Source organism: Fredinandcohnia onubensis (genome assembly GCF_002734215.1).
GTDB classification, from domain to species: domain Bacteria; phylum Bacillota; class Bacilli; order Bacillales; family Bacillaceae_L; genus Ferdinandcohnia; species Ferdinandcohnia onubensis.
On record NZ_NSEB01000023.1, the window covers coordinates 49,200 to 62,047 of the forward strand.

The 12,848-nt window shown below is 37.1% G+C and carries 11 protein-coding genes; 8 read left to right on the plus strand and 3 right to left on the minus strand.

The annotated features are described in order from the left end of the window. The first annotated feature begins 124 nt into the window (after positions 1 to 124). Genes CKK03_RS21495 through CKK03_RS21505 form a run of 3 tightly spaced genes read left to right on the plus strand, consistent with a single transcriptional unit; the run spans position 125 to position 2,516 of the window. Positions 125 to 997 (plus strand): GNAT family N-acetyltransferase, encoded by an 873-nt coding sequence (locus CKK03_RS21495; RefSeq protein ID WP_099364549.1) that lies wholly within the window; start codon positions 125 to 127, stop codon positions 995 to 997. Between the two features lie 59 nt (positions 998 to 1,056). Continuing rightward, complete coding sequence (locus CKK03_RS21500) at positions 1,057 to 1,521, plus strand: GNAT family N-acetyltransferase (RefSeq protein WP_099364550.1); 465 nt, start codon at positions 1,057 to 1,059, stop codon at positions 1,519 to 1,521. 14 nt (positions 1,522 to 1,535) lie between these two features. Next, positions 1,536 to 2,516 carry a DMT family transporter gene (locus CKK03_RS21505; RefSeq protein WP_099364551.1) on the plus strand — a complete coding sequence of 327 codons (981 nt, stop codon included), beginning with the start codon at positions 1,536 to 1,538 and terminating at the stop codon, positions 2,514 to 2,516. Between the two features lie 42 nt (positions 2,517 to 2,558). Here CKK03_RS21505 and CKK03_RS21510 read toward each other — a convergent pair whose 3' ends face one another. Further along, positions 2,559 to 4,694, minus strand: coding sequence for an ATP-dependent Clp protease ATP-binding subunit (locus CKK03_RS21510; protein ID WP_099364552.1), 2,136 nt, complete (start codon positions 4,692 to 4,694; stop codon positions 2,559 to 2,561). A 248-nt stretch (positions 4,695 to 4,942) separates the two neighbouring features. Here CKK03_RS21510 and CKK03_RS21515 point away from each other — a divergent pair, with 248 nt between their 5' ends. Beyond that, the gene (locus CKK03_RS21515; protein ID WP_099364553.1) at positions 4,943 to 5,974 is read left to right on the plus strand and encodes a YkvI family membrane protein; all 1,032 of its coding nucleotides are present in this window, start codon (positions 4,943 to 4,945) and stop codon (positions 5,972 to 5,974) included. A 116-nt stretch (positions 5,975 to 6,090) separates the two neighbouring features. Here the strand turns inward: CKK03_RS21515 and CKK03_RS21520 are convergent, their stop codons facing one another. Beyond that, entirely contained in the window at positions 6,091 to 8,172 is a 2,082-nt protein-coding gene (locus CKK03_RS21520) for a helix-turn-helix domain-containing protein (RefSeq protein WP_099364554.1), read from the minus strand. 203 nt (positions 8,173 to 8,375) lie between these two features. On the opposite strand from CKK03_RS21520, the gene CKK03_RS21525 reads away from it, so the two are divergent. From CKK03_RS21525 to CKK03_RS21535, 3 genes are all read left to right on the plus strand, one after another. Then, complete coding sequence (locus CKK03_RS21525; RefSeq protein WP_099364555.1) at positions 8,376 to 9,083, plus strand: DUF5058 family protein; 708 nt, start codon at positions 8,376 to 8,378, stop codon at positions 9,081 to 9,083. A gap of 22 nt (positions 9,084 to 9,105) precedes the next feature. Further along, positions 9,106 to 9,828, plus strand: a complete 723-nt coding sequence (locus CKK03_RS21530; protein WP_099364556.1) for a small-conductance mechanosensitive channel — start codon at positions 9,106 to 9,108, stop codon at positions 9,826 to 9,828. Positions 9,829 to 9,900: 72 nt separating this feature from the next. Then, a complete protein-coding gene (locus tag CKK03_RS21535; protein WP_099364557.1) occupies positions 9,901 to 11,298 on the plus strand; it encodes an amidohydrolase in 1,398 nt (465 codons plus the stop codon). A gap of 179 nt (positions 11,299 to 11,477) precedes the next feature. On the opposite strand, the gene CKK03_RS21540 is transcribed toward CKK03_RS21535, so the two are convergent. Next, positions 11,478 to 12,077, minus strand: coding sequence for a CPBP family intramembrane glutamic endopeptidase (locus tag CKK03_RS21540; RefSeq protein WP_099364558.1), 600 nt, complete (start codon positions 12,075 to 12,077; stop codon positions 11,478 to 11,480). A 123-nt stretch (positions 12,078 to 12,200) separates the two neighbouring features. Between CKK03_RS21540 and CKK03_RS24070 the strand changes: the two genes are divergently transcribed. Beyond that, complete coding sequence (locus tag CKK03_RS24070; protein ID WP_245864251.1) at positions 12,201 to 12,326, plus strand: DUF6254 family protein; 126 nt, start codon at positions 12,201 to 12,203, stop codon at positions 12,324 to 12,326. The last annotated feature ends 522 nt before the right edge of the window (positions 12,327 to 12,848 follow it).

Here is a 12,848-nt window from a genome sequence, read left to right on the forward strand (position 1 = left end):
TCACTAATGTATATGAGGGAGAAAAGAGGGAGATGACACACTTCCAAAAATTACTTGTAGCCCATCCAAAAATATGGTTAAATAAATCAACTAAATTACTTTTTAAGTAAGAGGCGATAAAATCATGATCACGATAAAGCGGTTGTCCCAATGTACACTTGAGGATGCAGTAGTTGCATGGAATAAAGGATTTGAAGGTTATTATTTTGATATGACAACAACAGTCGATTTTTTTACAAGACGTTTAATTTTGGAAGGGCTTTCTCCGACACTCTCCGTGATTGCATATGATGACCAGCGACCAGTAGGAATTATATTAAACGGCATTCGCCTTATTAACGGTAAGAAGGTTTCTTGGAATGGTGGAACCGGTGTTGACCCTGAATACCGCAGGAAGGGTGTTGGCAAAAAGTTGATTGATGCTGTTCTAGCAATCTACGAAGAGGAAGGTGTAGAAGTTGCTACACTTGAGGCTGTGAAAGAAAATGCTAAAGCGATCTCTTTATACGAAAAGGTCGGGTATAAAATTGTAGATGAGTTAGTTCATTTCCAACATATAGGTGAATTATCAAAGGATGCATTTCTATCAGAGAATAACGATTACACTTATAAAAAAGGGATTCCAATTGACGCATTGCAGGCACCATTTTATAAAGCACTGGTTCCATGGCAAACACAATGGAACAATGCACGTGACGGAGAATCAATTCTAGCCTTAGATGAAAACGGAAATGTCGTCGGTTATGCAATCTTTAAAAGGTTGTTTAATGAGGAAGGTACACTTCAATCTATTATTCTATTTCAATGTGAGGCAGAGCCATCGCATCTTATGAAAGAGGACATTGTAAGAAGTCTGCTAGGTATGGTTTATAAGTCAACTAGTCTGCATGTGGCAAGGACAGCAGTCAATATGTCAATGTCGAATAATATTTTACGGGATTTATTAGAAAAAGAAGGATTTAGTGTGAAAGCAGAGCAAGTCTTTATGATAAAATGAATTATTAGAATATTCCTACCAATCGGTTGCCAAACCAATTGTAAAGTGGGGGAGGGTAATTGAAAAAAATCATTTTACGTGATGTCACGATGGAAAATTTACTGGATGTCATTCGATTGAAATCAGAGGATAAAGAGTTTGCTTTATTTGAAAAATGGGTTGCTTCAAATGTTTTTTCACTTGCCCAGGCAAAAGTCCAACCAGATTGGGTAACAAAGGCAATTTATGATGGAACACAGTTAATTGGGTTTACGATGTTCGGCCTAGATAATGAACGAAATCGGTTTGAACTATGTAGGATTATGATTGATTATAAATTTCAAGGTAAAGGCTATGGTACAGCCGCAGTCAAGGAAATTATTGCAGAAATGATAAGGACATTGCCCTATTGTGATGAGATTTACTTGTCGGTTATTCCAACTAATAAAGCTGCAATCCATGTTTATACAGAAGCGGGATTTACGAAAACCGGTGAAATCATAAAAGGCTTTGTGGACGAAGATGTATATTGTTTTAAGGTGTAGGAAGGAGTAAATGAATGAAAGCCATACTCATTGGAATTGTTTCATCTCTATTTTTTGCAGTTACATTTATTCTGAATCGTTCGATGGAGCTTTCAGGTGGTAGTTGGCTTTGGAGCTCATCATTGCGTTATTTTTTTATGGTGCCATTTTTAGTTGGGATTGTGTTCATTAGAGGGAATATGAAGGAATTGCTACATGAGTTAAAAACAAATCCCGTTACATGGATAGTATGGAGTACGATTGGGTTTGGATTGTTTTATGCACCCCTTACATTTGCAGCTGCATCAGGTCCAGGTTGGCTGGTTGCGGGAACTTGGCAATTTGTGATTATTGCTGGATTACTCGTTGTTCCGTTTTTCTATAAGACAGTAGAAACAAAGAATGGAATGCAAAGGGTTCGAGAAAAAATCCCTGTTAAAGGTCTTATTTTTTCTAGTCTTATTTTTATTGGGATTATCTTAATCCAGCTTCAGGCAGCAGACGAAGGCATTGGAATGGAGATGCTTCTCGTAGGCATCCTTCCAGTTGCGGTGGCAGCTTTTGCGTATCCATTAGGTAACAGGAAAATGATGGAGCATTGTAAAAATAACTTTGATACGTTTCAGCGTGTGCTTGGAATGACACTTGCATCGACTCCATTTTGGCTAATTATTGCTGGAATCGGAGGTGCTACGGTTGGACTTCCAAGTAAGGATCAGGTGTTTCAGTCCTTTATTGTAGGAATTTCCTCTGGGATTATCGCAACCGTGCTTTTCTTTTTTGCGACAGAGCTTGTTAAACATGATCAAAGTAAACTTGCTGCTGTAGAAGCAACCCAAGCTACACAGATTATTTTTGTCATATTTGGTGAGGTCCTATTATTAAGTGCACCAATGCCAACGATGTATTCCTTTGTTGGACTCATAATGATCGCGGGTGGCATGGTGCTACACAGCCTGTTCTCGAATCGAAAGACACCGATTAAAGTGACTGACCTGGAGACGAAGTCAATATAAAAAAATGCAGAGCTTTATGGGCTCTGCATTTTTAGTGGAAAATTATTTTACAACAATTTTATTTTCTTCAACTGTTACAATCAAGCTTGTTTGCTCTTCATTTTCTAGAAGAATATCTGTGATTTGGTCTTCAAGCTGTTCTTGGATAACACGGCGTAGTGGACGTGCACCAAAGGCTGGGTGGTAACCAAGTTCAGCTAATTTTTGTTTCGCTTCATCGTCAACAGTGATGGTTACTTCTTGTTCTTTAAGAGTTGCTTCAAGATCATGTAACATTAAGTTGACAATTTGTAGCAGATGTTCTTTTTCAAGCTGTTTGAATTCGATGATTGCATCAAATCTGTTTAAGAACTCAGGCTTGAAGAAGGAACCAAGTGATTCAAGGATAGAAGATTCCTTGTAGGCATCAGTTTCAGCCTTTTCAAAGCCGACTGTAATTTTCTTAGGAGCGCCAACTCCGGCATTACTTGTCATAATAATGACTGTTTCTTTGAAACTTACAGTACGCCCTTGGCTGTCTGTTAAACGACCATCTTCTAAAATTTGTAGGAACATATGTTGAACGTCTGGATGTGCCTTTTCAATTTCGTCTAAGAGGATGATGCTGTAAGGATTACGACGGACTTTTTCAGTCAGTTGTCCAGCTTCCTCATGGCCGACATATCCAGGAGGTGAACCGATGATTTTAGAGACTGAGTGTTTCTCCATATACTCACTCATGTCGAGTCTAATCATGGCATCCTTCGAGCCGAATAGTTCCTCTGCAAGAGTCTTCGTTAACTCTGTTTTACCTACACCAGTTGGTCCAACGAAGAGGAAGGAACCGATTGGACGGTTTTTAGCCTTTAAACCAGCACGGCTACGACGAACTGCTTTCGCAACCTTTGTTACTGCTTCATCTTGACCAATTACTTTTTTGGCAAGATTTTCTGCAAGCTGCTTCATTTTTTGTTGTTCATTTTCTTGTAGCTTACCAACAGGAATACCCGTTTTCTTTTCAATAATTTGTTGAATGTTTTCGACATCAATCAAATGCTCTACGTTGTTTTCTGGATTATTTAATTGTTTTTCAAGCAGAATTTCTTGATGTCTTAATTTTGCTGCTAATTCATAATTTTCTTCACCAGCAGCTTTTTCTTTTTCCGCTGCAATTTTTGAAAGCTCTTCTTCAATATTCTTTGGATTTGTTCCACCAGATACTAGGTTCATTTTTGACCCAGCTTCATCAAGCAAGTCAATGGCTTTGTCTGGTAAAAAGCGATCCTGAATGTAGCGATGTGATAGTGTAACACAGGCGCGAATCGCTTCATCTGAGTATTTTACACCATGGAAGTCTTCATACTTACCTTTAATTCCTTCAAGAATCTGAATCGCTTCATCAATCGATGGTTCTTCCACAATTACAGGTTGGAAGCGGCGCTCAAGTGCTGCGTCTTTTTCAATTTCTCGATATTCTTTTAAGGTTGTTGCACCGACCACTTGAAGCTCACCACGAGCAAGAGCTGGTTTTAAAATATTACCTGCATCCATTGACCCTTCTGCAGATCCTGCACCAACTAATAGGTGAATTTCATCGATAAATAAAATAATATTTTTACGTTTTTGAAGCTCCGCAATTAATTGTTTCATACGCTCTTCAAATTGACCACGAATACCAGTGTTTGCAACTAATGATGCGACATCTAGTAAATAAACCTGTTTATTTGAAAGCTTGTTAGGTGCTTTTCCTTCAGCGATAAGTAGGGCTAATCCTTCTGCAATTGCAGTTTTACCTACACCCGGTTCCCCAATTAGAACGGGGTTATTTTTATTACGGCGGTTTAATATTTCAATGACACGTTGGATTTCCTCGTCACGGCCAATCACTGGATCAATTAGTCCAGCTTTCGCCATTTGAGTAAGGTTCCGTCCAAATTGATCGAGAAGACCTCCGCCATTTCCACCGTGTTTTGTTTGTGTTTGTTGTTGATTGATTCCCATTTGTTGACCGAAGGCATTGCCTTTAAATAGGTCATCAAATGTGAAATTAGGGAAACCGTTCAATCCTGAAGGTATTTTCATGTTGTTCTTCTCCTTCGCATAACACTCACTGCAAAGTTGAATTTGTCGCTTTTCATGGTTAAGTTGAAGATGTAATTGAACAGTAGCTTCATTTTGATTACATGCTTGACAAATCATAAACAAATACCTCCTTGAATTTTTGACCATCTTTGACTAATAAGATAAATGAAATAGGTCATGTGTGATGATCCGTAAAGTTTGACCATCTTTGACCTTATGTCTACATTATACTTTGACCATCTTTGACTTTCAAGTGAAAAGTCCTAGCAATTTTTTCCGCATGTTTCCGAAATAATAGCTCGTCTTATTTATAGAACTTGTACATATATATCAAGTAATAGAGATAAACAATGAGGTGGCTATTTGTGCGAGGGAATTGGGGAGCAGCATTCCAGATTGGTGCTGTATATGTTGGAACAATCGTAGGAGCGGGCTTTGCAACAGGTAGAGAAATTGTTGAATTTTTTACCCGGTACGGTGTATATGGCTTGGTAGGAATCTGCATCAGTGGTTTCCTATTTATATGGTTAGGAACAAGAATTATGATTATCGCAAACCGAATTCAAGCTGATTCATATAAAGAATTTAATGAATATTTATTTGGGAAAAAAATAGGGTTCGTTGTGAATGCACTTATGCTCCTTGTCCTAATTGGAGTAACTTCCGTTATGCTTTCTGGTGCAGGAGCGGTTTTTCATGAACAATTGGGAATATCCTATCAGCTCGGAATCCTGTTGACGGCTGGGCTTTCCATCTTTGTATTGACGTATGGAGTTAAAGGCTTATTTGGAGTGAACATGTTTGTTGTTCCAATTATGATATTCTTTAGTGTTGTTTTAGCAGTAGAGGTCATAGCAACGGATGCAACGGGCCTGTTGAGTCGGCCAGAAATTGAGTCGCAAAGCGCTAAATGGTTGATTTCACCGTTTTTATATGCGGCTTTTAATTTGACAATGGCGATGCCCGTATTAGTTCCGCTTGCAAAGGAAATTGACCATGAAAAAACATTAAGATGGGGCGGCTCTATCGGTGGTGGCGCATTATGTCTCATTTTATTTACGAGCCACATATCATTATCCGCACTACCCAATGTAGAAAGTTTTGAAATCCCGATGGCTGAAGTGATGAAAAACTTCATGGCTGCGTTTTACTGGTTGTACATCCTTGTGATTTACGGAGAAATTTTTACGTCTGTGATCGGAAACCTATTTGGCCTAGAGCGCCAACTGAAAAATGTGATTAAACTACCATCCATTTTAATTGTGTTTGGTATTCTATCGATTGCCTATGTGATAAGTCAATTAGGTTATGGCTCATTGATTTCATTCTTATATCCGTTGTTTGGGTATATGAGCTTGATTTTATTAGTACTGTTGGCAAGGCCGATGAAGCGCTAACCGAGGGAATAATCAAAACCTGGATAAATGAAACTATATAAGAGGAAAAATAAAGAGGTATAATCAACCTCTTTATTTACTTTTTTCATGGTGATTAACGGTAACTACTTAAATAACTAATGTACATCCTTAGAATAAGCGAATGTTTCTTTAAGGTGACAGGCCAGCTGTATTTCAAGAAAGTCTTTTGGGTCATTAAAACTCAAATTTAGCATGTCCTCAATTTTTTTAAGACGCTGATATAGTGTATTAATATGAACGTGAAGTTTTTTCGCAGTTTCATTAATAGACTTATTTAACTTTACATAAGTTAACAATGTTTGTTCTAAATCATTTTTCTTTGATTTTGCTGTATTTAAAGGCTGGAACAAGTTATTTATGAATTCCTGAATCTCATTGGTATCCTGATTAATAAACAAGCGATTAACTCCAATGCTTTCATAGGCAATCATACCAGATTCTTTTTTATTAACTAGATAGGCAACTGCCTTCTTTGCTTCCTCATAACTCTTTCCTATGTGATATAACCCCTGTTTTTCAGAACCAATACCCACACACACAAACGAATCATTATTCGTTTTCCAGTTAGTAATAATTGTTTTTAATCCCCTTATCGTGTCGTCAGATACTGAATTGTGTGCAAATGAAACAAGTAATAGAATTTTATTATGAAATCCGTAGATGAGTTGCACGACTTGGATGTTCTTTTTTATCAATGAGATAATACTATGAATATCAGCACCAAGCTTATATAAATCTTTATAATTAACAAGTTCAATTAAGACCACATAAAACATATGAGAAGGATTTAGGTTAAACTCTTTTCTTTTCTCAAGTAAGACTTCTGGCTCTTTGCTTTGAATCAATTCATTAAAAAATTCATGGGATTTCTTATAATAGATTTCTTCTAGTGTGTGTTTCTTTACAAGCTCAAGTGCGAGTAAGGAGCCACCTTGTTCGATAATTATTCGATCAATGATTGATAATGTATTAGAGTAGGGGTAAATAAAACATCCAAGAAAAATAGTACCATTGAGTATCGGGTAAAGATAAAATTTTCCCTCATCAGGCTTACGCGATTCCATGAAAACAGCATTTCTTCTATGTTTAAAAATAGTAGTAATTTCATCCACGCTAAAATGTATTTTTTCTTTCTCTTGATTATGGTACCAATCGTTTTCTAGGTAGTCATAGAAGGAAAACGGACCATTTATCATTTTACCTATTTCTCTAATAATTGACTTTAAACCTTTGTTTTGTATAGAGATCTTAATAAGTCTGTCGTGGACTTCGTTTCTTTTTGAGAGCTCATTTAACTGTTGCTTTACCTCTGTATAAAGACGTGCATTTTGAATTGCGATTGCAGCCTGGGATGCAAATCCTTGTAAAAGTCGCACGTCATCATCCGTAAATTTCCCCACCTTATTAAATTGGTGAATCGTCATGACTCCAATACGCTTGTCCCCAATAGATATAGGCACACTAACAATTGCTTGAATTTCTTTTCCTTTGTACGAAGACTTGATAATATTTAGATTTCTCTCGGAAATAGAATTCTCACTCATTACTTTAAAAATCTGTTCTTTAGAATGATAAATTAACGGTTTTCCTTCCTTAAAAACCATACCCGTAATCGATTCTCCGACCTTCATTTTAAGCTTTCTGATGTTCGGTTCAAATCCAACACTTGTTTTTGTAATGATTTTTTCTTGATCATAGTCATAGAGTTGTAGATAACCTGCATTTGCAACTGGTATTACTGATAATGCATTTTTTGTAATCTTCTCTAATAGATCATCAAGGACAAGGGAGGAAGAAACAGAACGTATTCCCTCGATTAGCATCTCAAGTTCTGCACCTTTAGCTTGGATTTGACTTTTAGCATCTATAAGTTCGAAGCATACATATAAATAATCCAGGTCTCTTTCATCAAAAGGGCAAGATTCACAGTTTGAGCGAAGAAGCACTAAATGCTCGTTTACGTAAGAAAATGAAATATATAAGTACCCCTTATTTGTCATGATTTTGTATTTGTTCTCTCCATTACATGTTAGTAGACTAATATTCTCTTTTCTTAGAGTTCCTTTTTTATACATAAGGTTGAACGAAGTATCATGTGCTTTTTGTACCAAGATTTCATAGGAAGCGCCTTTAAACATTTTATCTAGAAAAGATAAAATTTGCTGATTTATGTTCATTACTAACCTCCAAGACTAAGAAAATGTAGAAAGTTCTATTTCATCCGTATCATTTATGTAATTAATTACATTGTAATCGGTAATTTAATAAATTACTATAAGAATTAGAAAATATAGAATTTTCAACCATTAAAGTTGAATGCGCTTTCTTTAGAGGGTAGAGGTAGTAATTAAAAGTAATTTGAAAAAGGAGGAAGATTATTTTGGAAAAAGTATTACAAACGGCAAATAGCTTACCACTCTGGATTTTGGCTTCACTGGTAGTTGGTATCGTAATCTTTCAAGCTATAATTTTTATTCGGCTTGCATCAAAAACGAGCCAATCCGTCGGTATGACTTCTACAGATGTAAAGTCTGCGATAAGGGCTGGTGCGATTAGTTCTCTTGGACCATCTTTAGCAATCATCGTTGTCGCTATTTCAATGATTTCTTTAATTGGTAGCCCAGTTACATTGATGCGAATCTCTATTATTGGATCAGCAGCAATAGAAACAGTTGGTGCAAGTATAGGGTCTAAAGCAGCTGGGGTAGATTTAGGTTCTCAAGGTTATACGTTACAAGCCTTTACAAATGCAGTATGGGTGATGTGTCTTGGTGGAATGGGCTGGTTATTATTCGTAGCACTATTTACTAAATCTCTAGGGAAAATACAGAAAAAAGCAGAAGCTAATCCCAAAAATGTAACGATGTTAAGCACAGTATCAGTTGCTGCAATGATTGGGGCTTTTAGTTATCTTGGTGGGGGAGAAATGGTAAAAGGAATAAGTGAATTCATCGTATTTATTGTTGCCTTTATTGTTATGCCCATCATTATATGGATCGGAGATAAAACCCAGTTGAGGTGGATAAAAGAATGGTCATTAGGTCTTGTTATTATAGTGGGTATGTTTGCTGGTTACTTGATATCTTAAAAAAGAAAGGTAGGAGAGCTATATGCCAGTTACTAGAGAGGAAAATAATCTATCTATAAACGAAGCTGTGCCAGTGTCTGCATCATCAATGGACTTTGAAACCTTTCAATTAAAGTCTCATTTTTGGGGACGCTTAACAATTTGGGGAATCATTGCATTAACATTAATTGTGCCCCTATATCTATCATATGTTCTTGGTTACCATCCAGGCTGGACTACTATCATTTCAGGTTTTACTGCTTATGCAGCTATTATCATGTTTGTTTGGGTGTTGGAGCCAATTAGCTATTATCCTGTTTTGGGGGTTTCTGGTACATATCTTGCTTTTCTTACAGGTAATATCGGAAACATGTGTCTTCCATGTGCTTCGGTTGCTCAACGTGTTGTTGATGCAGAACCAGGAACGAAAAAGGGAGAAATCACTGCCTCATTGGCAATTGCGACTGCTTCGATCGTGAATGCTATCATTCTTATTTTAGCAATATTAAGTGGTTCATACATTTTAACAATCTTGCCTGAACCAGTCTTAAATAGCCTAAACTTTGTGCTTCCGGCTATTTTTGGAGGAGTCATTGCTCAGTTTGCTATAAAAAAACCGTTATTTGGTGTAGTTGGGATAGCTTTTGGTTTATTTGTTAATTTAGGTCCTGTTCCCCGTGCCTTCCAAACATTTGTCTGCATACTCGGAACAGTTGTAGTTTGTTTACTTTTAGAGAAAACCAAAAAACAAGAGAAAAATAAATAAAGCCTGGTGTCTACCTTGTATGTATTGAATTTTTGGAAGGGGTGAAAATCCATTAAGTAGATGGATTAGAAGATGAGTAAACAAAATATTTTACAGTGGATTAAAAACAACCAATCAGATTTTACTGAAATGGCAAAAAAAATATGGGAACATCCGCAAATTGCATATGAGGAAAACTATGCAAGTGACCTACAAGTGTCTAAATTAAAAGAACAAGGATTTCGAATTCATTTCCCAATAGGAGGAATTTCTACTGCGTTTGTTGCTGAATATGGCTCAGGTAAACCAATAATAGGGATATTAGGGGAATACGACGCTTTGCCTGGTCTTTCTCAAACCGTTAATACAGTTCAGGAACCAGTTGAAATAGATGGCCCAGGTCACGGATGCGGTCACAATTTACTCGGAACAGCAGGGGTTGAAGCAGTAATCGCATTAAAAGAAGTAATGGATGAGTGTGATATCAATGGGACTATTCGTTATTATGGCTGTCCAGCTGAAGAAGTATTGTCTGGAAAAACGTTCATGGCGAGAGAAGGTGTCTTTGACGATTTAGATTGTGCGTTAACTTGGCATCCATGGACATCTACCATGGCATTAAATATGAGCATGCAAGCAATTGTATCCATTAGGTTTCATTTTAAAGGCATCCCAGCCCATGCGGCCGCCTCACCACATGCTGGAAGAAGTGCACTAGATGCAGTTGAATTGATGAATGTCGGTACAAACTTTTTAAGAGAGCACGTGGTGGACGGTTCGCGAATGCATTATGTCATTACAAATGGGGGACTTGCTCCTAATATTGTTCCTGAACATGCTAGTGTTTGGTATTATTTACGGGCATCTACAAAAGAACAGGTTGAAGATATCCTTAGAAGGGTAGAGAAAATTGCTCAAGGAGCAGCACTTATGACAGAAACTGAGGTCTATTCAAAGATTGATGCTTTTGCTTATGACACACTTCCAAATGAAGCTTTAAATGACCTCATGTTTGAAAATATGAAACTAGCAGTACCCTTAGCATATACTGTTGAAGAAGCGAAATTTGCTCAGGAATTACTTAAGACAGTAGATTCTAACATCGTAAAAATGACCCATAATTCTACAAATGAAACCCTGGCGTCAGACTTGCAAAATGATAAATTGACAAAGGGCAAAGTTTTAACTGGTTCAACAGATGTCGGTGATGTTAGTTGGATTACACCAGTGGGTTCAATTATGGTAACTTGTGCTCCTATCGGTATACAGTTACATACCTGGCAGGCCACAGCCTCATTTGGTTCATCCATTGGTTTCAAGGGAATGCACTTTGCCGCGCAAACAATGGCATTATCAGCATATGATTTGTTACTAAATAATAATCATATACTTGAAAGAGCAAAAGAGGAGTTTAATCTAAGCACAAAAAATAAGCCATATGTTCCAGGTATTCCTGAAAATGTTAAACCGAAAACGACAATTTTAGCTTAATTAAAGAAATCAAATATATTCCTAAAGAGACCTCTAATTAGGTAAAAAATGATACGAAATGGAAAAATAATAATCTCAGGCAATGCGAATAATATATCACCTAGGAGATCGGAGAAGGTATACTTACCATGCTTCGCTCTCCTTTTTTTACGCTTCTTCATGTCATTATGCCCCCTAATTTAAAATAGTGGGAAAAGCACTAGCAAAAATAAATTGAAGACAAGATGGGAAAGAATAGTTAGGAAAATATTTCGTTTCCACATATATAATGTTCCCCAAACAACTCCACCTGCAAATGTCGCAAGCAAAAAAAGTGGATTAAAGGTATAAAGATTGGCAGACGTATAAAGAAGAGAAGATATGACGATTGCGACTAGCTTGTTGTCGAACTTTACCTCAATATTCTTCTGTATATAGCCTCTCCAAAAGAGCTCTTCACCTGGAATGATGATGAGAAAGAGTACAACAAAATGCCAGGAAAGCTCTGGCTGAATCTTCATATATAAATCAGCCACTTCATCTAGCATGTTTGGAAAAAGGAATGCGGATCCCATTTTTCCAATCGAGAAAAGGCCATACATCAAGATGCCGGATAGGATTGCGATAGCTAGGTTGGACGCTGATATAGATTTATTATCAAAATTGGCGAAACGGATTGCCACTGCTGATAAAAGGAAGAAGGATATGGTGAAAATCACCCAAAATGGGATGGAGGACAGGAAACTCGTCGCCAATAAAATATGTACCAATAGTAGTAGTAGATAAAAGTTTTTATGCATATTGTCGTTCCTCTTTACTTAGATTATGTCGTAGTCATTTTAACATGAACGTCATTTTTTAGAATAAATAACCGACGGTGACTCATCCTAATGGTGATGATCTGAAAGAAGGAGAGATTCTACATGACACAATCAAAACGTCAACAAGAACGCCAGTGGACAGTTAGAAAACAATCACAAAACCCACATGGAAAAGTTAAATCCTTTGACCAGCTGGCTGAAGAAGCTGGCAAGGATACGAAAGAATAGGTAAATGCGGCGCACACACTCTGCTTAGGGTGTGTGTTTTTTTTGTGGGGTTTCTATAGGTGACTTGATAATAGCCAAATTGAATAAAAGTGGTATTTAGATTGTGTTTTTCCATAGTCTTACAAACGTGGTGTCAAAAATAGGGCTTAATGAAGAGGTTTTTCCTGGACTTTACAAAAGTGAAGACATAAAGGAAGTTTATTGGTATGTATTTTCCAGGGTTATCCAAAACTCATATCATAAAAGGGTTTTAATACTATGGCTTTTCTAGTTAATTCCAAACGTGGTGTCATATTCACAAAATAACAGTAGAGTTTTTCCTGAAACACCCAAAAGTGAAAGTTAAAAAACTTTGGGGTATCATCAATATCCTAAAAAGTGGAAAGTGACATAAGTCCAGAGGCGCTGGAGTACCATCAACATCCTAAAAAGTGGAAAGTGGCATAAGTCCAGAGGCGCTGGAGTACCATCAACATCCTAAAAAGTGGAAAGTGGCATAAGTCCAGAGGCGCTGGAGTACCA